21 protein-coding genes are annotated in these 24,160 nt (G+C 30.2%); 9 read left to right on the top strand and 12 right to left on the bottom strand.

Features of this window, described 5'->3' with window-relative positions; genetic code table 11:
• Position 1: 1 nt before the first annotated feature.
• From ACRC8M_RS10330 to ACRC8M_RS10315, 4 genes are read right to left on the bottom strand one after another with little or no spacing between them, the layout of a single operon-like run.
• A complete protein-coding gene (locus tag ACRC8M_RS10330) occupies positions 2-310 on the bottom strand; it encodes a PTS sugar transporter subunit IIB (protein WP_438529050.1) in 309 nt (102 codons plus the stop codon).
• A complete protein-coding gene (locus ACRC8M_RS10325; RefSeq protein ID WP_438529049.1) occupies positions 310-1,611 on the bottom strand; it encodes a PTS sugar transporter subunit IIC in 1,302 nt (433 codons plus the stop codon). Before ACRC8M_RS10325 ends, ACRC8M_RS10330 begins: the two co-directional genes overlap by 1 nt.
• Positions 1,612-2,568, bottom strand: coding sequence for a N(4)-(beta-N-acetylglucosaminyl)-L-asparaginase (locus tag ACRC8M_RS10320; RefSeq protein WP_438529048.1), 957 nt, complete (start codon positions 2,566-2,568; stop codon positions 1,612-1,614).
• 4 nt (positions 2,569-2,572) lie between these two features.
• A complete protein-coding gene (locus ACRC8M_RS10315; protein ID WP_023050404.1) occupies positions 2,573-2,893 on the bottom strand; it encodes a PTS lactose/cellobiose transporter subunit IIA in 321 nt (106 codons plus the stop codon).
• A 241-nt stretch (positions 2,894-3,134) separates the two neighbouring features.
• Between ACRC8M_RS10315 and ACRC8M_RS10310 the strand changes: the two genes are divergently transcribed.
• Complete coding sequence (locus ACRC8M_RS10310; protein WP_438529047.1) at positions 3,135-4,013, top strand: hypothetical protein; 879 nt, start codon at positions 3,135-3,137, stop codon at positions 4,011-4,013.
• A gap of 38 nt (positions 4,014-4,051) precedes the next feature.
• On the opposite strand, the gene ACRC8M_RS10305 is transcribed toward ACRC8M_RS10310, so the two are convergent.
• Positions 4,052-5,320 carry a Gfo/Idh/MocA family protein gene (locus ACRC8M_RS10305; RefSeq protein WP_438529046.1) on the bottom strand — a complete coding sequence of 423 codons (1,269 nt, stop codon included), beginning with the start codon at positions 5,318-5,320 and terminating at the stop codon, positions 4,052-4,054.
• 158 nt (positions 5,321-5,478) lie between these two features.
• Between ACRC8M_RS10305 and ACRC8M_RS10300 the strand changes: the two genes are divergently transcribed.
• From ACRC8M_RS10300 to ACRC8M_RS10285, 4 genes are all read left to right on the top strand, one after another.
• On the top strand, positions 5,479-6,450 hold the full coding sequence (locus ACRC8M_RS10300; protein WP_438529045.1) for a LacI family DNA-binding transcriptional regulator: 972 nt from the start codon (positions 5,479-5,481) through the stop codon (positions 6,448-6,450).
• A gap of 76 nt (positions 6,451-6,526) precedes the next feature.
• Entirely contained in the window at positions 6,527-7,780 is a 1,254-nt protein-coding gene (locus ACRC8M_RS10295) for an ABC transporter substrate-binding protein (RefSeq protein ID WP_438529044.1), read from the top strand.
• Between the two features lie 2 nt (positions 7,781-7,782).
• Positions 7,783-8,664: a carbohydrate ABC transporter permease gene (locus tag ACRC8M_RS10290; RefSeq protein ID WP_438529043.1), complete on the top strand. Its 882-nt coding sequence runs from the start codon at positions 7,783-7,785 to the stop codon at positions 8,662-8,664.
• A 9-nt stretch (positions 8,665-8,673) separates the two neighbouring features.
• Positions 8,674-9,492, top strand: coding sequence for a carbohydrate ABC transporter permease (locus ACRC8M_RS10285; protein ID WP_438529042.1), 819 nt, complete (start codon positions 8,674-8,676; stop codon positions 9,490-9,492).
• 50 nt (positions 9,493-9,542) lie between these two features.
• Here ACRC8M_RS10285 and ACRC8M_RS10280 read toward each other — a convergent pair whose 3' ends face one another.
• From ACRC8M_RS10280 to ACRC8M_RS10265, 4 genes are read right to left on the bottom strand one after another with little or no spacing between them, the layout of a single operon-like run.
• Entirely contained in the window at positions 9,543-10,379 is an 837-nt protein-coding gene (locus tag ACRC8M_RS10280; protein WP_438529041.1) for a carbohydrate ABC transporter permease, read from the bottom strand.
• Entirely contained in the window at positions 10,345-11,331 is a 987-nt protein-coding gene (locus ACRC8M_RS10275) for a carbohydrate ABC transporter permease (RefSeq protein ID WP_438529040.1), read from the bottom strand. The genes ACRC8M_RS10280 and ACRC8M_RS10275 overlap by 35 nt, the downstream gene beginning before the upstream one ends.
• 16 nt (positions 11,332-11,347) lie before the next feature.
• A complete protein-coding gene (locus ACRC8M_RS10270; protein WP_438529039.1) occupies positions 11,348-12,631 on the bottom strand; it encodes an ABC transporter substrate-binding protein in 1,284 nt (427 codons plus the stop codon).
• 12 nt (positions 12,632-12,643) lie between these two features.
• Positions 12,644-14,401 (bottom strand): beta-galactosidase, encoded by a 1,758-nt coding sequence (locus tag ACRC8M_RS10265; RefSeq protein ID WP_438529038.1) that lies wholly within the window; start codon positions 14,399-14,401, stop codon positions 12,644-12,646.
• A gap of 234 nt (positions 14,402-14,635) precedes the next feature.
• Between ACRC8M_RS10265 and ACRC8M_RS10260 the strand changes: the two genes are divergently transcribed.
• From ACRC8M_RS10260 to ACRC8M_RS10245, 4 genes are all read left to right on the top strand, one after another.
• Positions 14,636-15,601, top strand: a complete 966-nt coding sequence (locus tag ACRC8M_RS10260; protein WP_438529037.1) for a LacI family DNA-binding transcriptional regulator — start codon at positions 14,636-14,638, stop codon at positions 15,599-15,601.
• Positions 15,602-15,727: 126 nt separating this feature from the next.
• Positions 15,728-16,081, top strand: coding sequence for a hypothetical protein (locus ACRC8M_RS10255; protein WP_438529036.1), 354 nt, complete (start codon positions 15,728-15,730; stop codon positions 16,079-16,081).
• Between the two features lie 115 nt (positions 16,082-16,196).
• Positions 16,197-17,618: a helix-turn-helix domain-containing protein gene (locus tag ACRC8M_RS10250; protein ID WP_438529035.1), complete on the top strand. Its 1,422-nt coding sequence runs from the start codon at positions 16,197-16,199 to the stop codon at positions 17,616-17,618.
• A 127-nt stretch (positions 17,619-17,745) separates the two neighbouring features.
• Positions 17,746-19,143 carry a sulfatase family protein gene (locus ACRC8M_RS10245; RefSeq protein WP_438529034.1) on the top strand — a complete coding sequence of 466 codons (1,398 nt, stop codon included), beginning with the start codon at positions 17,746-17,748 and terminating at the stop codon, positions 19,141-19,143.
• Between the two features lie 48 nt (positions 19,144-19,191).
• Here ACRC8M_RS10245 and ACRC8M_RS10240 read toward each other — a convergent pair whose 3' ends face one another.
• The 3 genes from ACRC8M_RS10240 to ACRC8M_RS10230 all read right to left on the bottom strand — a co-directional run.
• A complete protein-coding gene (locus tag ACRC8M_RS10240) occupies positions 19,192-22,107 on the bottom strand; it encodes a chondroitinase family polysaccharide lyase (protein WP_438529033.1) in 2,916 nt (971 codons plus the stop codon).
• A 73-nt stretch (positions 22,108-22,180) separates the two neighbouring features.
• Positions 22,181-23,734, bottom strand: a complete 1,554-nt coding sequence (locus ACRC8M_RS10235; protein WP_438529032.1) for an extracellular solute-binding protein — start codon at positions 23,732-23,734, stop codon at positions 22,181-22,183.
• Between the two features lie 22 nt (positions 23,735-23,756).
• Positions 23,757-24,160 (bottom strand): SDR family oxidoreductase (locus ACRC8M_RS10230; protein WP_438529031.1); only part of this gene is annotated, 404 nt, incomplete at its 5' end.

Raw genomic sequence — 24,160 nt, 5'->3', positions numbered from 1 at the left:
ACTACTCCCCAATTAATGAAAGAGCAAAATCTAAAATTTTATCCCCTTTCATCATTCCATAATCCATCATATTTATAACTTCAACTTTTTTTCCAACCTCTTGAGCTATTTTATTAAGCTCATCTTTTCTAAATTTAACTTGAGGTCCTAGTAAAAATATATCATATTTATCTAAGTTCTCTTGGAACATCTCTAGTCCAACAGCTTTTATCTCTACAGGTATTTCTCTTTTTTCTGCTGATTCTAACATCTTTTTAACAACTATACTTGTTGACATCCCTGCTGAACAAAGTAGTAATATTTTTTTCATTATTTTGTCTCCTTTTCAAATGCCTCTACTGCATCCTCTTCGTATTTACTTGCTTTATCTAGTATTCTTAAGAATGGTAGATATATTAAAGCTCCTAATATTAAGTTAACTATTTGAATAATCGCTCCTGACATATCTCCCACTGTTAAAAATCCACTAATTATTGCTGGTGTTGGCCATGGGAAAGCTACTCCTAAAGGCTTACTTACAAGACCAATTGTCATTGCTAAATATTGAGTTGTAACAAATACTAAAGGAATTATATTAAATGGTATTAACATAATTGGGTTTAATATTATTGGCATTCCAAATAGAATTGGCTCATTTATATTAAATATCCCTGGTACAGCACTAATTGCTCCAACACTTTTTATATGTTTACTCTTTGCAAAAAGACCTATTGCTAAAAGTAGTGATAGTGTTGCTCCAGCTCCACCCATCCAAATCATATCAAAGAATTGCTCTGTAATAACGTGAGGTAATGGTAATCCCTCTTTTAAAGCATTGATATTTTCAACTTGATTCTCTAACCAGAAAGGTCTTACAAATCCATTTACCATAGATCCACTATTTATACCAACTGACCATAATATTGAAATTGAGAATACTGTTAATAATGATCCAAAGAATGATGTTCCTAAAGCTCTTAATGGCATTGCTAAAACTTTATATACAAAGTCATGGATTGTTCCATACTCAGTGTTCATCATACCTATTCTTAATAGTAATGCTAAAGATAGTATAACTGTTCCTGGAATTAATGCTTCAAATGATTTTATAACTTCAGGTGGTACCCCATCAGGCATTTTAATAAGAATCTTTTTGTTTACAAAGAATCTAAAGATATTAGCTGTAACTATACCAATTACCATAGCTATAAACATCCCTTTACTTCCAAGCCAGTTAAAACTTAAAACAGAACCCATACCTTCAACTTCAGATAATGGTGTTAAAATTAAAAATGATGCTAGTGATAAAAGTCCAACAGCTACACTATCAAGTTGAAATTGATTAGCCAGTTGTTGAGCAACTAAAAATGCTACATAAACTCCAACTAATGAAAACGTTGCACTTACAGGAATATCTATTACATTTTTCCAATTTGCTCCAAATGTTTCTAACATAAACTTTTGATAAGCTGGTAATGGAAATGCTGATATCATTAAAAATATAGATCCAATCATTAAAAGAGGCATCATTAAAACGAACGCTCTTCTTATACCATTAATATGTTTATTTCTTCCAATCCAAGCTGCTACAGGAACTAGCTTTTCTTCTAAAATCTCAACTACTTTTGACATTTAAATCCCCCTTTGAATTCTCTCTTTATATGCTCTCATATACTCTTCAGATGCTATTTCTATCTTTATCTCTCCATTTTCTTGAGGAGTTGATATATAAACTTGAGGTTTTTCTGTTTCTGTTCCAACACAGAATGTAAACTCAACATTTGTTCCTATTCCCCATTCACCTTTATTATTCATAGCTACAATGGATATCTCTCCAGCTTTCCCTCTTCTTTTTCTTAAAGTTTCAGAAAACTCATCCACAGCTTTTTGAGCAGCTTCCATTGGATGCTCCCCTTTTTTCATTCTCTGGACTACTTCATAAGAAAGACAACCTTTCATTATATCTTCCCCAAGACCTGTTGCTGCTGCTCCACCAATTTCATTATCAACATAAAAACCTGAACCTGAAACTGGTGAATCTCCAACTCTTCCCTTTTTCTTCATAAAAAGTCCACTTGTTGAAGTTGCTACAGCCATATCCTCATCTTTATCTAAAGCTATCATGCAAACAGTATCATGACCGTCGTATGGAGAAAGATTTTTCTCTTGTATCTCTTTAACTCTTAACTCCCAAGTCTTTTTAGCTCTCTCTGTTAACATATTTTGTCTTACAAAGCCATTTTTATGAGCATACGATTCTGCTCCAGCTCCTACTAAAAATATATTGTATCTGTCTGCACTAAGTTTTCTTGCTATAGATATTGGATTTTTAAAATCCTTTATTGAAGCTACCGCTCCTATAGAAAGAGTTTTTCCATCCATAAATGCCGCATCTAACTCAACTTCACACTCTTCATTTGGAAGTCCTCCATAACCTACAGATTTATAAAATGGATAATCCTCTACAAATTTAACTGCTTCTTCCAATGCATCTTGACATTTTCCACCGTTTTTTAACATCTCTGAACCTAAAGTTACTCCTTCAGAAGCCATTCTCCAAGTTGCTATCATACCCCATTTTTTTCTCATACTCTTATTCTCCTTTTAACTCTTTCAACTCTCTATGGACTTCAATTAGCTCTTCTACTAACTCCCTAGCTAATATTGCATTCATAAGATGATCTTGTGCATGAATCATAAGTAGATTTATCTCTACACCTTTTCCATCTGCTTCATTACATATAAGTTCAGTCTGTACACTATGAGCTGCATACATCCTTTCTTTTGCTTCATCTAATAATTTTTTAGCATTTTCAAACTCACCTTTCTTCGCTGCTCTTAAAGCCTCGTAAGATAGAGCTCTACTCTCTCCAGCATTTCCAACTATGGCCATTGCTACTGCTTCAATATCCATAAAAAACCTCCCGTATCATTTCATAGTTTAACTTTATACCAATTCTTTTCATTGGTCAAATCACATTTTTTTAGTGCGTATTTCGTTAATATCATTCCTTTTTTATATATAAAATCTTGATTTTAACCTTTTTATAAGCTATGATTACATATGACGATATAATCTATTCTAATATATCGTTTTAAAAAAATATTTTTCATATTAAAAAAAATTTAAAAAAATTAGAAAAAAGGAGTTCAGAGTGGGAAATAAAAATATTTTTATTGAATTTTCTAAAAAACTGAGTAAGAAAGAGAGAGATTTTTTAAGATCAGTTGATATCAGCAGTAGCTCAGTTACTGTTCATTTAGAAACACTTTATAAAATATTTGAAGTTAAAGAGGAGCCAAAAGTTATTGAATTAGAAAAACTTTTATTTAAGTTTTTTTCTAAAAATATAACTATTACTGATTCAAATCTAAATTTAAAAAAAAGGTTCAATGTTCTAAATAGTTATTTTTTTGAAAGGGATTACGTGATTTTTGAATTTTCATCACATATTTTAGATGAAAAAATAAAAAAAATACTTAAATTTAAAGAAAGATACTCATATAGATTTTATCAGGGCATTTTAAATAGTGAGAAAAGTATTTTAAACATCTCTATGGACAATTTACGGGATATATTAGAGATTCAAGAAACTTACGATAGATTCTATGATATTGAAAAAAATCTTTTAAAACCTATTTTTAAAGATCTTACAACTACTGGAGAGTTAGATATTGAGTATGAAAAGGATAAGGTTGGAGATTATAAAAGTGCTAAAATTTTAGGAATTAAAATTATAAAAGATTATAAAAATAGTGAAACCAATGAAATTAAACCTATTTTTACTTTAACTAAAACTTTTAAAAATCTTTTTGAGCTTCATAGTGAACTTATGGAGATTTATAAAAAACTTAAAGGAGATACATCATATATTTCTAACTATCATTTTAACTCGAAACTTTTAGTTAAAATATATAATATAAAAAATGATGAAACTTTAGTTTATACTTATAAAGAGTTTACATTCAAAATCTTATATAGAAAAGATCTGCCTACAATTATTGAGATATTTGAAAATCTCGAAGAAGAGTAAAATTAAGGGGATTAACCAAATTGGTCAATCCCCTATTTTTAATTAAATCTATTTAAATATTCATCCATGTAAACAACATTTCCATTAACTCTCGAATCCTCTGCTGCAAAAGCCATTATGTGACTTTCTAAAGATGTTCTTGGATTAGTTCTAGAGTCCTCTTGTCTTCCTAAACAAAGATTTACGAAATCATTCATAAGTCCTGTATCTCCTCCTCCATGTCCACCTTCTAGTACATCTGGAATAATCTCAGTTTTCTTTCCATTTGCAAAACGCCCTTCTCCTTTTCCAAATTCATAAACTTCTATATGATTTTTTGCATCATTTCCTCTTATTTCACCTTTAGTTCCCATAATTTTTATTGTTCTACAAACCTCATCTGTAAAAGCACATAGATTAAAAGTTACATTTACTCCATTTTCAAACTCAATTATAGAAACCATATTATCTACAACATTGTTATCGCATTTATAAACACATCTTCCATATTGATTGTGCTCTAAAGATTTTGTTAAAGCTTCCTCTGTCTGTATTTCACTAGCAACTAAAGTTGGCCAAGCTCCAATATTATTATAATATATTTTTTTTGGTGAATATATGCAACTATCTATATATTTACACTCCAAACATCTATCTGCCGATCCTTCTGGAGCATTCTCTTTTCTAAAGTATTTTAAATTTCCAAAAGAAGCTATTTTTTTACAAGGATTACCATTTAAAAGCCAAGATAGAATATCTAAGTCATGACAACTTTTTTGTAAAATAAGAGGACTTGTTTCATCAGAATTTCTCCAGTTACCTCTGACAAAACTATGTGCAAAATGGAAATTTCCTATATTTTCATTGTGTTGTATATCAACAACTTCTCCTATTATTCCACTATCTATTAATTCTTTTAACTTACTAAAAAAGGGTGTATATCTAAGTACATGACAAACCATAACTTTAACTCCATACTTTTCAGCCATTTTAACTATATGAATACATTCCTCAACCCTGTTTGACATTGGTTTTTCTAGAAGAATATCATAACCTTTTTTCATAGCAAGCTCCATAGGTTCAAAGTGCATATCATCACCTGTTGCTAAAATTACAGCATCACAAAATCTGTCTTTTTCTAAAAACTCCTCCCAAGAATTAAATACATACTCAGGTAGAATCCCGTGAGTTTTTATCATTTGATCTCTTTTTATAGGATTTGGTTCTGCTACAGCAACAATCTCTGCTTCATCACTATTTTTTAAAATAAAATTAGCATAAACGTCCTTTCCCCTATTTCCTGCTCCTATTACACCGACTCTTAACATAAAACACCCTCCTATTTTTGAATACGTATACATTTTATTTTTAATGTGAGTATAGTACATGATTTTTAAAATGTCAAATTTTTTTCATAAAAATTTGCTTATAATAATTTTATAGAGTATTATTTTTTATATATAGTTTAAATTTATAGGGAGGACATATGAAAAATAAAAGGATGACTATGACAGAGCTAGCTAATTTAGTTGGTGTCTCTCAAGCTACAGTATCAAGAGCTATTAATCAGCCTGAAAAAGTTAAACCTGAAGTAAGAGAAAAAATTCAATATTTTATAGATAAATACAAATTTATTCCAAATGAAAACGCTAAAACTATGAGAGGTGTAGGGAGTAAAATTTTAGGTTTTATTGTTTTTAGTTTCTCTAACTATTACTATCTAGATATGATTAAATACGCTGAAAAAGCTGCTAGAGAAAAAGGATACAGTCTTCTTGTTATGAACTCTGAAAAAAATGCTGAGTTTGAATTAGACCATATAAAAATGATGCTAGCTCGAAATGTTGAAGGAATACTTATAGCTCCTGTAGATGAACAAAATCTTGATTTTTTAGAAACTACCAGTGTGCCATTTGTAGCTTTGAATGAGGATTTTCCTGGGCATAACTATGTTACAACTTCTCTTGTTGAAGGTGGAGAAGTGGCATGTCAGCATCTTATTGATCAAGGCCATAAAAATATAGGCTATATTGGAGGAGATTATAAAAAATATAATCCAAAACTTGATGGTGTAAAGAAAAAATTAAAGGAATATAATTTAAATTTTAAGCCTGATTTTTTTATTAAAGTCAATACAGTAACTCTTTCTGACGAAGATATTGAAGCTATTTTAAAACAAAAAAAACTTCCTTGTACCGCATATGTTGCATCTAATGATGAGGTGGCCTGCTTATTTATGAAAAAGATTAATGAGTTTGGTTATAAAATTCCTGAAGATATTGCATTGGTTGGATTTGATAACACTATTGTTTCTAAACTTCTCAATATTACAAGTATTACTCAACCTACAGAAGCTATGGTTAAAGCTGGAATTGAAATTATTTTGAATAAAGAAAATACAAAAAAAACACTTCAACTTTCTCCTGGAATTGAAATACGAAGTAGTAGCCTAAAATAAATTTGACAAATTTCAATCTATGAGGTATATTTTATCAAATAATTATGAATACGTATACAAATTTTAAGGGGGTATTATGAAAAAAATTATTTTATCACTATTAAGTTTAGGTCTTTTAACTTCTTTTACAGGTTGTGGTAGCGATGAACAATCCACTACTAATAAAGAAAAAGTTTTAAAGCTTGCTCTTTGGGATGCTAACCAAAAACCTGTTATAGAAAGTATGATTAGTAATTTTGAAAAAGAAAACCCTGGTGTAAAAGTAGTAGTAGAAATTACACCATTTTCTCAATATTGGACTAAACTTGAAACTGCCGCTACTGGTGGGCAACTTCAAGATATCTTCTGGATCAATGCTCCAAACTTTACAAAATATGCTAAAGCTAACATGATTCTTCCTATTCAAGATCTAGTAGATAGTAAAGCTATAAATGCCGAAGCTTTTCCTGAGGGTATGATTAAAATGTATACTTATGATGATAAACTTATGGCTGCACCAAAAGATATTGATACTACTGCCCTTTGGTATAATAAGGAGATTTTTGACTCTTTACAACTACAATATCCTAATGATAACTGGACTTGGGATGATATGGTTACAACTGCTAAAGAGATTAAAAATAAAACTGGAAACTATGGCTTAGCATTAGGTTTTTCTGGTCAAGAGGATTATTATGAAATAATATCTCAATTTGGAGGAAGAGTAATATCTCCAGATAAGAAAACTAGTGGTTTTTCAGACCCTAATACTGTTGCTGCAGTAAAGGAGATAAAACAACTTCTTGATGAAAAAGTTATTCCTAGTCTGGGAGAGATTGCAGATACTAGAGCTTCTGACCTTTTCCAATCTCAGAAGGTCGCTATGACATACTCTGGTTCTTGGATGGTTAAACAGTATATGAAAAATGAGATTATAAAAGATAAAGTTGATTTAGTAAAATTACCTTTAAAAACTAAAGATGCTGCTATTATTCACGGTCTTGGGTATGCTATCTACTCTCAAACTAAGCACCCTGAAGAAGCTAAGAAATTAGTTACATATCTATCTACTAAGGATTCACATGACACTCAAGCCAAAAGTGGTATAGTTATTCCTGCTTATATTGAGTCACAAGAGATTTGGACAGATTCATATCCTAATTTAAACTTACATGGTTACTCGAATATGTTACCTAATGGAATTGAGTATCCTGCTTCCTTAAATACTGGTAAGTGGGAGGATGTTATGAATGAATACCTTAACAAAGTTTGGATGGGAGAGTTGACACCTGAAAAAGCTTGTGAAATTATAAATGAAAAAATGAATGCTATTTTAAAAGAGGAAGCTTAATTATGAGAAAGGATAAATTTCAAAATAGTATGTGGGCATATCTTATGATTGCCCCTTTAGTTCTTGGAATCGGAATTTTCTATATATTTCCATTTTTTCAAAACTTATATTTTAGTTTAACTAACCTTGGTGCTTTTGGACAATTTAAATTTATTGGTTTTAAAAACTATGAAAAATTAATGTACGATCCTAAAATGTATCAAGCTTTAAAAAATACCTTTGTATATGTTTTATTCTCTGTTCCTTTAGGAGTAACTTGTTCTACTTTAGTTGCAACTATGTTAAATAGTAAAATTAAGGGACTTACAATTTATAGAGTTTTATATTTTTTACCCGCTGTTACAATGCCTACAGCTATTGCTATGGTTTGGAGATGGATGTATAATAAAGAGTTTGGTATTCTAAATCAATTCTTAAGTAACTTTGGATTTGAACCTAGAGCTTGGTTATCAGACCCTCAAACAGCTTTATATGCAGTTATAGTTGTTGCTATATGGTCAAGTATAGGTTACAACATGGTTATACTTCTTGCTGGTTTACAGGGAATTCCTAAAATGTATTATGAAGCTGCAAAAATAGATGGTGCTGGCCCTGTTACTTGCTTTTTCAAGATAACTCTACCTTTACTAAGTCCATCTTTATTCTTCGTTACTGTAATGTCTTTTATTAATTCTTTCCAAATATTTGACTTAGTTTTTATGATGGTAAATCGAACTAACCCAGCCTTTGAAAGTAGTATGACTATAGTTTACTTCTTCTATACAAATGCTTTCCAAATGTCTGAAAGAGGTTATGCAGCAGCTATTGCTGTGGTTTTATTTATCATTATTATGGCCTTTACTTGGATTCAACTTAAACTACAAAAAAAACTAGTTAACTATTAGGAGGAGAGTATGGAGGATAAAAAAGGAAAAGTTTTTCTACACATTATTCTTATAACTGGGGTTATATTTACTTTAATACCCTTTATTTGGATGTTTCTAACCTCTGTTAAAACTTTAGGAGAAAGTATACAGGTTCCACCAGTTATATTTCCTTCTGAATTTAAATGGAGTAACTATAAAGATGTTATGGCTACTATGCCTTTCATGAAGTTTTACTATAATACAATTGTTTATACCGTTGTTAGAACAATTGGACAGATTATATTCTGTTCTATGGCAGCATATGCATTTGCTAGAATTGAGTTTCCATTTAGAAATACAATATTTCTATTATTACTAGCTGTTTTAATGGTTCCTGGACAGATTTTTTTACTACCACAGTATATGATAATTCAAAAGTTAGGACTTTTAAATACTTTAAGTGGTCTTATTATCCCAGGATTATTTAGTTCTTTTGGAACATTTTTAATGAGACAATTTTTTATGACTCTTCCTAAAGAACTAGAAGAAGCTGCAATTATAGATGGATGTAATCATTTCCAAATCTATTATAAAATTATGTTACCTCTTGTTAAGCCTGGTATTGTAGCTTTAATTATAATAACAGCTCTTGCTAGTTGGAATCAACTTATGTGGCCTCTTATTGTTAATACTTCTACTGATAAGATGACGCTTTCTGCTGGTCTTGCTGCTCTATCTGGACAACACGGAACAGATTATCCTTTAGCTATGGCTGGAGCTATTTTAGGAGTTTTACCTATGCTAATTATGTTTATAATATTTCAAAAGAAATTTATTGAAGGAATGGCATCAACAGGTATTAAATAAGATTCAAATAAATAATAAAAATGGAGAAGTTTTCACTTCTCCATTTTCTTTTACTCTTTAACAGCTCCCGCTACTATTCCTGATAAAATCTTTTTCTTAAATATCAGATACATTATAACTGTTGGTAACATAACTATTACTATTGCAGCTGATAGCTTAGCCCATGAACCACTACGTCCTACATAGTTCATCAGCATTGTTGTAAGTGTTGCATTAGCAGCACTTGGCATATATAGATAAGGTGTAAACATATCATTTAATACATCTACAGACTTTAATATTATAAGCGTTGCTGTTGCTGGTAAAATCAGTGGGAATATAACTTTCCAATAGATTTTAAAATATGAACATCCATCTATTCTTGCACTTTCATCTAAAGAGTATGGAATCTGATCTATAAACTGCTTATACACATATATTTGAAGTATATCTGTTGAGATATAGATTACCATTGGTGCTAAAAGAGTATCATATATTCCAAGTCTTCCAATTATTCCAAATCTTGTTATCTCTGCAATAAAGCTAGGTATTAACATTGAAAAACTAAATAGAAAGAAGTATACCTTTTTAAGCTTAAACTCAAACCTACTTAAAGAGTAAGCAACCATACTACTTAAAATAACATTCACCGTTATTGTTCCTAAAACTAAAAGCATTGAGTTTTTAAACCCTGTTAATACATTTCCATTTTTGAAAACCTCTTTATAGTTATCCAATGAAAATGGTGCTGGTAAAGATAGGTGATACCCTTGTGATATCTGTTCTGGAGTTTTAAAAGATGATAACACCACTAAAAGCAAGGGAACTAAAACTATCAAAGTTATAACTACAAAAACTGCGTGGTTAAGAACATTAAACAGTAACTCGCTCCTTTTTTTCTTTTTCAAACTTCTCCCCCTCCTTTTCCATTACTACCTCAACTTTTGACTCCTCTTTTTTAAAAAATCCTTTTACCTTATTTAACTTACCTTTAAACTTTTCAGGCTCTAAAACTAAACCTTGAACTATTGATATAACTATTATTGCTACTATTAAAACTATGGCCATTGCACAAGCTAAACCAAAGTTGCTAAACTCAAAAGCTGTTTTTACTGTATGAAGAGCAAATGTTGTACTACTTGTTCCTGGCCCTCCACTTGTCATAACAAATGGAATATCAAAAACCATAAGTGCTCCTCTTACATTTAAAAACAGTACTATACTAAGAATAGACTTCATATTAGGCATTATTATTTTTACAAATTGTTGTAATACTGAGGCTCCATCAATTAATGCAGCCTCTAACATATCCTTATTTATTGATTGAAGTCCAGCTAAGAAAAGTATTATATGAACCCCTGTAAATCTCCAAAGAGAAACTACAACTAATGAATAATTTACAATTTTAGGATCACTTAACCATCTAATTTTCCCAATACTTCCAAGAGCTAAAAGTCCATTTAATACTCCATCCTCAGAACTATATAAAAAGGAAAACATATAAGCTATTGCAACTCCATTTATTATATACGGCATAAAAACTATAGTTTTAAAAAACTCACTTTTTTTGATATATCTATCTAAAAGCATTGCTAAATACATCTCTATTGGAATAAAAAGAAGATGTAACATAAAATATAAATTGTTATTTTTTAAACTTTGCCAAATATCTTTTCTTTGAAATACTTGGGTATAATTTTTTAACCCAACGTAGTTATAACTAGGATTTATTCCATCCCAATCAGTAAAACTTATTAGAGCTAGCTTAAACCCTGGATAAAGAACAAATACAAATAGCAATATAGTTGGTATTGCTAAAAAACATGCTAACAATATACTTCTTTGTGTTTTATCTTTCATATTTTACTCCTAATAACTACTTTGTGTTTTCTTGAGCTTCTGTCCATCTTTTGTTAAACTCATTCATATACTCTGTAAAATTAACTCCTTGAATCATCTCTTGTCCCATTCTCTTAACATCAAAAGAGATATAGTTAGCTATTTTTCTAAACTTCTCATCGCCACCTTTTTGAAGTACAACCTCTGGATTTGGAATACTTGCTATAGCTACGTTAAATATGCTCTCTCTACCTTTCACTCCCTCTACAGCTGGCAATACATTCATATATGTTACATACTCTTTATAGTATTCACTTGTAAAGAACCAATCTAAGAACTTTTTAGCCTCATCTGCATTTTTGCTATATTTTGGAATTGATAAGAATACTTCAGCTGAAACTAAATATCTAAATGGATCCTCCTTTGTTTCACGAGCTGGGAGTACAAACACTCCAACATCCTCTAATGTTTCTTTAGGCATCTCTTTTTCTAAGTCCATATAAAACCATTGTCCTGATGCCAACATAACCGCCTTTTTAGAAGCAAACATACTTTTTTCCTGATCCCAACCATATCCTAGGGGATCCTCTCCAAAAGGCTTTGTATTATAGTATTTATCTAACATATCATAAGCTGTATAAAATGGTTTTCCTGGTGAAAATGGATCTTTTTCCACAGCCATTTTACTTAAAATATCATTACCTCCAGGTACTAAAAATGGCATAAACTCATTGAACGGATATGTTGTCCAAGAATCTTTTGCTCCTAATGCCATAGGGATGTAAGTACCATTGTCTTTTATCTTTGTTGAAAGTGCTACAAACTCTCCCCAAGTTGTAGGTATCTCAAGCCCTAACTCATTAAATATACTTTTTCTATAATAAACAAATTCATTAAATCCATACATTGGTAATCCATATATGTTTCCATCAATTTCAAAATCTTTAGCAAACTTATTCACTTTTGCAGCTTCGGTTTCATTTAAAGGAAGCAGTACACTTTTAAAACTTTCCATAGTTACAACTCTCACAGGGAAAATATCAGGCAGTTTCTGTGCTGAGTTTCTTATTTTCATTGTGTTATCATACTCAGTTGCAGGTATTTTCTCCATTTTTATTGTTACATTTGGAGCTACCTTTTGATAAGCTTCTGCTAGACTATTTGTATCCATCATATACTCTTCCCCAGTTCCAGAGTATGTTACAAAAGTCAGTTCAACTTTTTTATCCTCTGCTTTAGCTACTTCTTTCTTTTCCCCATCACCACAAGCAGCCATAAATAACATTGTTCCCACTCCTAAAACCTTTAAATATCTCTTCATCTTTTACCCTCCTTAAAAAAGTTTAGCTTCTGCAAAAAGTTCCATAACTTCACCACTATTATGAAGTTCAAAAATAACAATTTCGTTCTCGCCCTCTTTTAAAAGAGGCGATGGAACATAAAGTCTTTTTTGAGGTCCTTCACTCCAGTATCTCCCTAAGTTAAATCCATTTATATATACAACACCCTTTTCCCATCCTGTAAAATCTAAGAAAGTATCTCCAATCTCAGCCACATTAAAAGTTCCTTTAAAGAATCTTGGGTGATTTTCAACATCTTTATCACAATCTTCAAACTCTAAACTAGATATATTATCTAGTGGAATTGTATAAATCTCCCAGTTAAATAGAAACTGTCTATCAAGTCTAACTCCCTCTGTTATTCCCTTACTATCTTTTAATAGAGGCCCATAGTTAATTCTTCCCATATTCTCAACTAAAATTTCTAGTGTAGATTCCTCTTTTTCACAGTTTAATATTATTTCCTGTTTACTATTTCTATCAATAACTCCTTTAAACTCCCCATTTAAATATACAAGAGCTCTATCTCTAACCTCTTGTAAAGTTAACGGCATATTTTCAATAATTCCCTTAACCTTTGTTCTATATAGTATAAAACCATAATCTTGATTTAACTCCTCCATAGTTTTTACATACGGGGAAACATGATGTTTTCCAAGTAAGTTTAAACTCTTCCAAAGAGAGGTACTCTTTTTAAAATCCACTTTTCCGTAAGCTATTTTTTTTGAATCCTTCACTTCATACTCTTTGTAATTTTTATGTTTTTTAATATTTATTTTTCCTTTTAATCCATCAATAGTGTCCTTTACTAAATGGTATTTTTTAGTTAAATCTCCAGCTTCTGTTAAAAGAGCATCATAATCATAACTTGTCACTGTACAACGTTGCTCATCATGATAATTTGCTCCGTTCATAAAGGCAAAGTTAGTTCCTCCGTGGAACATGTAGAAGTTTACAGAGATATTGTTTTCCAACATATACTTAAACTCCTCTGCTACCTCTTCCCCCTTTCTAGTTATATGCTCTTGTCCCCAGTGATCAAACCATCCAATCCAAAACTCCATAACCATCTTAGGCATATTACTTTGATATTTTTTAAATAGTTCAAATGATTCCTCTGTCTTTGAACCAAAATTTATTGTTTTCCAAATATGTGGTAGTGTTCCTCCAGATAGCATCCAATGAGTTGGTCCATCTGAAGTAAATAGTGGCACATTAACTCCTCTTTTTATTAAAGCCTCTTCTAGATAACTTAAATACTTATGGTCATTTCCATAACTTCCATACTCATTTTCAATTTGAACAGCTATTATAGGGCCTCCATTTGTAGAAAGATATTTTGTAAACTTAGGAACTAGAGTATCGTAATATCTATCAACTTTCTCAATATACGTTAAGTCCATAGTACGAAGTCTTATTCCTGCATATTTTAATAGCCATGGGGGTAATCCTCCAAACTCCCATTCTGCACATATATATGGAGATGGTCTTAAAATAACATAAAGTCCCACTTCATCAGCTAAAGATATAAATCTTTCAAGGTCTAACATACCTGAAAAGTTATACTCTCCCTCTTTAGGTTCGTGAAGATTCCAAGGTACATAAGTTTCTACACAGTTAAAACCTGCTGACGCTATTTTCTTAAGTCTATCCTCCCACTGCTCAGGTAAAGTTCTAAAGTAATGCATCGCTCCAGATATAAGAAGAGTTTTCTCTCCGTTTATCTCTATATGTTCCTCTACAAATTTCATTTTCTCCTCCCTATTTTTACCACTCTATTTTTTAAAAATTATGTCTTATTTTAAATCTTTTTTATCGAATATATTCTGTAAAAAACTTTAATTTTTATAAGAATACGTATTCTTGATATGAGTTTATTCCATGAATCTCTTTTTGTCAAGATTAATATTTAATAAAAAAATTGTTTGACAAATCTAAAAAAAAATACTTTAATTGAGTTCTTAATACTTTTGAAAGGTGGTTCTATGAAAAAAACTTTAACTATGAAAGATATAGCAAAATTAGCTGGTGTTTCTCAACCCACTGTCTCAAGAGTGGTCAATGGAAATCCAACTGTAGACCCTGAAGTTCGGGCTCGTGTTGAAAAAATAATTTTAGACGAAGGTTTTAAACCAAACTCTAGTGCTAAAACTTTGAGAAGTAGCTCTTCTAAAATAATTGGAGTTATACTTTTTGATCTCTCTAACTACTATTACTTAGAGATGATTAAATATGTTGAAAAAGCGGCTAGAGAAAATGGATACACAGTTATTATCCTCAACTCTCAAGGGGATAAAACTTTAGAAAAAGAGCATATTTTAAATCTACAAGCTCGAAATGTAGATGGAATTATCATTGCTCCTGTAGCAAAAGAAAACCTTGAATTTTTAAAACAGCAAAATGAAAATTTTGTAATTGTTGACTGTAGTTTACCTAACTATCCATGCGTTTATACTTCTCTTCTTCAAGGTGGAAAAATTGCCACAGAACATCTTTATAATTTAAATCATAGAAAAATCGGCTTTATTGGAGCTGATAAAAAAAATATAAAGCTTTTAGGAGTAAAAGAGTTTTTCTCTGAAAAGAGTTTAACATTTTCAAATGAATGGTTTATAGAAACTGATGCCACTAATAGTAATCTTGATAATCTATCTTCAAAATTAAACTCCTTAAAAGATTTTCCTACAGCTTTTATTACATCAAATGATGTTATTGCTTTAAATCTAATTAAAGAGCTTGGAAAAAAAGGGTTATCTATTCCTAATGATATATCTATTTTAAGTTTTGATGACACTATTATCTCTACAGCTTTAAATATTACAAGTATCAGACACCCTGTGGACTTAATGATGACAAATGCAATCGATTACCTTTTAAATGGAGGTCGATTAACTATACAGAACTCTTTAGATCCAATTTTAATAAAAAGAGAAAGTACCTCTTCTTGTTGAGTTTGTATAATTTTTCACATATTTTGAAATTTCATACATTTTTTTGGCAGTAAATTTCGAATAGATATTTTTTTCACTTTCATATATAATCATCTCTACACAGATGTATTTTAGGAGGAAATTTAAGTGAGAAAATTAAACATGATTATATTAGCTGCTACACTAAGCTTAAGTGCTTTTGCAGGTATTGTTAATGGAACTATGACAAAGATAAGAGCTTATGAAAAAGGAAATCAAATTAGCTTTGAGTCTAAAATTCCAAACGTAACTTTTAAAGTTAAAAAAGTAGATATTTTCAAGGCTATGACAAGAGTTGGAAAAGTTATGTCAGTTGCTGATCTTGAGAAAAATGGAATCGTTCTTGATGTAGATAGACAAGTTGTTGTTACTTTAGATAGAGTTAATGATGGATTACATATCAAATCTAAAAACAATACAATGTTTATAACTGAAAAAGAATTAGATAAAATAAGAAAATAATTTATTTATAAAAGGCCGAGTTTTAAAAACTCGGCCTTTTTTATTTGTATATATATAGTTTTTATTGTAAAATATACTATATTACAATATTATAGATTTCAAGAAAGGAGAATCAATGTTTTTAAATAAAAAATCTCTTTATATTCTAAGTTTATTCTTTTCCTTAAATAAATTTAGCTATTCTGATTTAGAGAAAATTTTACATATAAAAAAACGTTCTATTGACAATAATATCAATATAATTAACGATTTTTTAGCAACTTATAAAATACATGGAATTCAAAAAGTTAAAGATTTATTCTTTTTAAAACCATGTGCTATAAACAAAATTAAAGATATTTTACAATTTGCACCACTTTCAGTTACAGAGAGAAAAGAGTATCTTTTACTACAGCTTTTTTTTGAAAATACAGTAAATTTAAATGATAATACAGATAAAATACAAACTACTAGAAGAACTCTAAATTATGATCTTAAAGAGATAAAAGAGTACTTAGAAAATAAAGGTTTAAAAATTGAAAGCATCTCTGGTCGAGGTATATTTTTAGAAGGAAATGAACCTATGATTAGGGAAATTTTTTCTATACATCTAACAAAATTTTTAATCAATAAAAATATTAATCATAAATTATTTGCAGATTTAATTGGAAAATATTTCCAAGAGGATGTTTTAGAACTTAATAAAATTTTTGTTTTAAGATTACTAAATAGTATTTCTGTTACCCTTGTTCCTGAAGACTTTTATAAAATTGTAGCTATTCTTCTTATTCATTCTATAAGAGATAAAAAAGAGGCTATTCTTGATGAAACTTATTCTAATGAAAATCTTATTCAACATAAATATTATGAGAAAACTCTTAAATTTTTAAAAATTAGAGGTTTAGATTATCTAAAACCATATGAATTAGACTCTATCATTAAAACTCTATTTTATTTAGATATAAAACTTTATGAAACTCCTAGTGAAAATACTAAAATTTTTATTAATAAAATTAAGGAATGCTTTAATATAGACCTTTCCACAAGCCCACAAACAATTATGAGGGTTTCAAATGTTTTAAGAGTTGGTAATTTAAAACAAGAGTATAATTTTTATGAAAATAAAGAAATCTATCAACTTAGTCGTGACCAAAAGGATAAATATAAAAAAATCAAAGAGATTGTGTGTAATATTTTCCCAAGATTTTATTCAGAAGATATTATTCACTTAGGAATTATTTTAAAAAAACACTCTACGCAATCTAAAATAGAAAATGAAAAATATAAAAGAGTTGTTATTGTTGATGATACTTTTGATCATATGTACGGAAAAATATTATCAAAATATTTAAAAAATTTTTCCTATGTTGAAGTTGTAGAAATTATTGAAAGCTATGAAATCAACTCTTTATTAGAAGATGTTTTTGAAGTTAACTATATCATAACTATTGATGATTTACAAAATTTCAAATTAAATATACCTGTTGTAAAAATAAATCGTGAACTATTTCTAGATGATAATTTTGAACTTTCTCAACTTAGCCTAATTTTAAAATAATTATTTTTTAAATATCCCATTTTCTTTTTTTAAGACTTTGTTTAAAAGGATTGAAAATAGAATATTTACTTGTTCTTTTACAAAATGTATCATAAAAAGAAACAACTACTTACTTGGGGGAGATTTTATGAAAAAACCAAATCTTTTATTTATTTTTGCAGACCAATGGAGAAGAGAAGCAGTGGGCTTTATGAAAAAAGAACCTGTTATAACTCCTAACTTTGATGCTTTTTCTAACGAAGCAGCAATATTTGAAAAAGCTTACAGTAGCTGTCCTCTTTGCTCACCAAATAGAGCAACTATTTTAACAGGTAAAAATCCTATATCTCATGGGGTTATTACAAATTGTAAACCTGGTCTTGAAAATATATTTTTAAAAGAAAGTGAAGTTACAATTGGAGATATTTTAAAAAGTAATAGATATAAAACAGGATATATTGGAAAATGGCATCTAGATGAGCCTGAAAAAAAAGATGGTACCCTTCCTCTTTCAGGAGCTAAAGATTGGGACGCCTTTACACCACCAGGACCTAAAAGACATGGTTTTGATTTTTGGTACTCTTATGGTGCTGATGATAACCATCTTTCTCCTCACTACTGGATGGATTCTCCTGAGATGATAAATATTAATAAATGGTCTGTTGAACATGAAACAGATATAGCTTTAGATTTTATTGATAAAAATAAAGACGATAACTTTGCTCTTTTTCTATCTTGGAATCCCCCACATACACCTCTTGATTTAATCCCACAAAAATATGTGGATATGTATAAGGATGTTAAAGTTGAGAAAAGAGAAAATGTGGTTCTAGAAGATATAGTCGATCATCCTAGAACTATAACTCCATTCTCTTTAGATGAGGCTGGGTACTTAGAATCTGTTAAAAAATATTATGCAGCCATAACAGGTATTGATGAGCACTTTGGAAAGATTATTGACTACCTTAAGATGAATAATTTATTTGAAAATACTATAATTATAGTAACTTCAGATCATGGTGAGATGTTATGCTCTCATGGACTTTGGAGTAAACACGTTTGGTTTGAGGAGGCTATTTCTGTGCCATTTTTGCTTTCTCATGGGGATAGATATAAAAATAGAAGGATAACTACCCCTCTTTCAGGAGCTGATATTACTCCTACAGTACTTTCTCTTTTAGATTTAAACATTCCTAAAGAGATGGAAGGAGTTGATCTCTCTCCTACTTTAAAAGGTGAAGAAGTAAATAATATTGCTATCTCTGCATGTTATACTGGAAATCCTAAGGTTTTAAATAATTTAAAAGAAAGAGGATTAGACACCTTAGCTTATGGATGGAGGGCTGCAATTGATGAAAAATATACCTATGTGTATTTTAATGATTATTCTGGTAATGATATCCCTAGAGAGTTTTTATATGACAATACTAAGGATGAGTATCAATTAAATCCTATTCCTTTAACTGATAAAACTAAATATTTAAAAGAACACCTAATGATATGGGGAGAAAAACACAATGACCCTTTTATTAAAATAACTATTTAAATAGAAAAGAAGTATGGCATATTTAAATGCCATACTTCTTTTTTTATTCTATGATATATCTTTTAATATAATCTTTACTGGTTCTCCATTTTTAGAAATAATACTCAATTTTGTAAAATCTCCATCTATTTCAGATTTTACTTTTAGATTATTATCAACATTGTATTTTCCTTTTAGAATAACTAAAGTTGTATGCTCTTTTCCTTCATTTCCAATCCAAGGTCTAGAGTAGATACTTCTTTCAATCATAACTCCATTCTTATCATATTGCTCCTCATCTCTTCCCTCATATAATCTTAAGTCTGGATCAACAAAACTCATTTGTATCTCTTTGCCTTTTTCTTGAAGAAGAATCATTGATGGAGTATCTACAGATTCAATAAATCTATTATTTTGCACTTTTCCACTTTCAAATAGTGCGTACCCTATCATATTACTCTTTAAATCTTTTACAATATGACTATTGTTATCTTGATTTAAAACTTCATATTTAGAATTTTTTCTAAACTTTTCCTGTTCCTCATTATTTCCCTTGATTAAAATGCTATAGTGATACTTCCCATTTTTAGGTGCTTTCCCATGATTTATATAAGCTAATTCATAGTTATTCTCTGTTTTTTCACCACTGTTTTGATCTTTTGACTCCTGTTTTCCTTTTTTTAAAACTACATCTCCCTCTACAATCTTATACAGATTATTTTGAGAATCTATAATTGCATCTTCCTTTTGAATATAACTATTTTTCAAATTTTGCCCTAAGTAATTTTGGAAAAGAGTTGTATGAGTTTCATTTTCACTGTCATTGTTTTCAATTCCACTTCCTAATAAAATAGCTTTATTGTTAAAGAAAAACACCGATTTTCTAGCTCTATGAGTCCCATTATATTTTGGATGTTCATGAAGTTTCATTGCAAACATACCATTATCGTTTAAAGAGTTTCCTCCAGAATATGTTTCATCTGAAAGTAACATCTCCTCAACTCCACTTTTAGTATCCACTTGTGAGATATTCGATTTTAGCTTTTCAAAAGGCACATCTATAGCTGTTGTTCCTGGGAAATGCTTCCAATCCCATCCCTCTTGCACATATCCACTCTCTTTTAATGAACCTTCTAAAATTTGAAATGCTCCATAGCTCATATATCTACCATATAAGTTATTTTTTATATATGTTTCATTTCCTACTAAATACCTACTATAGCCTTTCACTCCTGCTAGCCACTCTTTTCTTCTATGAAGTTGTAAAGAACCCATATTCATTGTCCACGAACCTTGAGGAGCCCTCTCCTCTTTTAACCCCATATTTCTAAATTTCTCAGCACTTTTCCCTTGAGGATCAAGCCTTAAATAAGCTTGTGCTAACTCTTTATCCACACCTCCTTCTCCACTTAAAGCCATTAATCTAAAACCTTCTGAATCTATTTTAAATTTCCCATTAGGATGTCTTCCTGTTAAAGATAGTAGATAATTATATTTATTAGAATATAATCTTGTTGTTAAAACTGAATTTTTAACTATTTTATATTGCTCTCCTGTAACTGCATAAGATGTGCCATTTAAATAGTATATTATAGGAACTAAACCTTCAAAAGCACCTTTTGCATAAGCTGGATAATTTTGCATATGATGAAAAACTGTACCATCATATTTAAATCCTCCTAAAACTCCTGGAGAGTATTTTATAGAATTCATTAAATAACTTTGAAGTTGATAAAGCTCTTTAGATTCCTTTTCTTTACTTTCATTTAAAAGTATTGCAGTTAACATTCCTGGAAGCATTGTATTTAATACATCTATATTCACACCTTTTAAATTTTCTTTAGGTGTATATATCATTCCCATTGCACTATACCAAGTTACCATCTCTTTAGCTTTATTTACTGTTCCTAGTTTAACAAGAGGCTCTTTCATTAAAAATATGGCATCATAAATCTCTCTCATTTGATAACCTAAATGATGAATCGTTCCCTGAGAACTTCCTTTTGTCCAACCTTGATCATACATATATTCTAAACTCTCATTGAAAAGTTTAGCAATTCTCTCTTTTTCTTGAACATTATCTGTAGAATTATACATATATGCTAACTCTCTTAAATATATTCCAAACTCTTTTGTTGCTATATATTTTATTTTTTCTTTCTCTTCTGGTTTTAATTCTTTATAAATAACTAATCTTTGAATAAATTCTAAGTTTATTTTTTTATACTCTGAAAACTCCATCTCTTTTTCAGCTATAAGTTCAGGTGTTACTTGAACTTTTTTTAAAAGTTTTTCTCTGTATCTTTTTTCAACTTTTTTTATGCCCTCTATTTCACCTTCATTTAAAACAATCTTCTTTTCATTTTTATCTATCTGATTATAATTTTTATATAGCGCCATCCAATGAGCATTTGCAGCTGTATCTGCCTCTAAATTAATAAAATCTACCTGTTCATCTCTTGCATTGTGTCTTGGATCTATTAATACCGATGGTATAATTTGATCTATTAATATCTCTCCACTTTCATTAGGTGCTACAAAAGTTATTTCATCCATCCCTTCAATAGGCTCGCCTTTCATATCTCTATCATACTGAACCCACATAGTTCTCCAACCTTTAAAGTTCATTTTTATTGGAAACCAACATTTTACTATCCCATCTTTTTTAAACTGTACCAATATCTCTCCATCAATTGGTTCTTCATTATATATCCACATACTATAACTACTTCTTGCTTTTTCTTGTTCACCTGTTTTAAAAACTGTATATCCTACATCATCTAAAATACTTAAAGCTTCACCTTTTTTAAACTGCCATTTTAAAGAGCTCTCTCCATCTTTATATTTCTCTTTAGATATTGATATAGAATCTTTTACGCCTACCTTTATATTTTTAGGCATTTCATTTTCAAATTGATATACTTTTAGATCTTTAGCATATAAAACTCCTGTTAACATAATCGCTCCTAATACAATTTTTTTCATTTTACTCCCCCCTCTTACCAATATATAAACTCTATAAAAAAACTAGGTAATTCTACCTAGTTTCTTTATGTTTTTATTTAACACTATTGTAGTGGTTATAGCTTTGTTGTACTATCTCTTTTGCTCTTTCAATACCATTCTGTTGAATTCTATTCATATAAGTATCCCAATCTGTATCTACATCTGAAACACCTAATATCCATTTTTGCATATATTCCTCTGTTGTTTGATTTACAAGTGCCATAATTTTGTCTAACTCTTTTATATCTTTTGGACCATATTTTAATATAGGTAAAGGTCTCTTTGTATTTCCATCCTTCATATACATCTCAAATCCTTGCTTTGCAATGTCATTTGAATATTGAAATTCATAATCAGCATCTTGCTGTACTCCTGGTCCTGAAACTTGAGCTCCTACCTCTTGTAAAACTTTTAAAGGTCCTTTTCCATCTGGATTATTTAATACATAATCAGTAAACACTGGTTTCCCATCCACCATTGTATAGTGTTTCCCCTCAATACCAAAGTTCCAAGTTCTTCTTCCCTCTTCAGAGAACCACCAATCCATAAACTTAATAGCTTGCTCTGGATTCTTTGAAGCTGCTGATATTCCCCAACCAATCTCTGGAGTCGTATTTCTTCCCACTGTAACACTTTTCATTCCATCTTTTATTTGAAGTGGCTCTATTGGATAAAATTCAAATCCTGGTATTTGTGTCGTTGCTAAACTATTATAGCTAGCTGTACTTCCAAACCAGTCTAAAGTCATTCCCCCCATATTTGTTGGTAAAACTGCATCTCTTGCTCCCCAACCTCTAGTGAAAACCTCTTTATCTATAAGTCCTTTTTTATACCAATCTGCTGATAATTTAACTGCATCTTTAAAATTTGGATCTAAAGTTGCAAAAGTAACTTGATTATTTTCTACATAAAATGTTTTATATGGTCTTGCACCAAAAATTCCAGTTAAGTTGTTTAATGCCGCTTGAATATTTCCACGTACAAAGATTCCAACTTCATCTTTTCTTCCATTTCCATTGGCATCCTGTTCTTTAAATATTGTTAAAGCATTTTCAGTTTCTTCCAATGTTTTTGGAACTGGTAATCCAAACTTTTTTAACCAATCAGTTCTAATAAAAAGTCCAGATGATACACTAAGTTTATCTAAATCATAATATGTTGGAATCGCATATATTTTTCCATCTAATGAGTACATATCTTTTCTATACAAAGGATTTTCCTCTATAAATTTCTTTATATTTGGTGCATGCTTATCTATTAAATCATTTAAAGGAATCATTCCTCCATCGCTACCTAACTTCTCTAAATCTGGAACTCTATAAGCTATAATATCTGAGAAATCATTAGAAGCTAGCATAAGATTGTAAGCTTGCGTAGAATCTGTATTATTTTTAGATGCGTATGACTTTATTTTCACTCCTGTTGCTTCTTCAGCTTTTTTATAAACTTCCCACTCATCATTTAAAGGCATTCCATTAAAAACTAGAAACACTGAAAGATTTTTATCTTTTACTGTTCCTGCATCTTTAGAGTCTTTATCATTTGAGCATCCATTAAACATAAGCGCTGATAAAAGTAACGCTCCCATTGCTATTTTTCTCTTCATTATAACTTTCTCCCCTTATTTATTATCTAACTAACCATCCACCATCTATAGCTAGAATATGTCCATTTACATAATCTGCTGCCTTTGATGCTAAGAATATCGCTCCTCCTACAAGGTCTGATGTTTGTCCCCATCTTCCTGCTGGTATTCTTCCTAATATCTCAGCATTTCTCTTTTCATCAGCTCTAATTGGTGCTGTATTAGCTGTTTCTATATATCCTGGTGCTATTGCGTTTACTTGAATGTTATCTACTGCTAACTCATTTGCAAAAGCCTTTGTAAGTCCTGCTACTCCATGTTTACTTGCTGTGTATGATGGAACAAACTTTCCACCTTGGAATGATAGCATTGAAGCTATGTTTATTATCTTTCCTCCACCTTGCTTTTTCATCTCTATTGATGCAGTCTTACTTAAATAGTATATTG

Origin of the sequence: Cetobacterium sp. (assembly GCF_051653945.1) — a bacterium.
Classification (GTDB): Bacteria; Fusobacteriota; Fusobacteriia; order Fusobacteriales; family Fusobacteriaceae; genus Cetobacterium_A.
The sequence above is the reverse complement of the archived record's forward strand: the minus strand, read 5'-3'. Positions and strand labels throughout refer to the sequence as shown.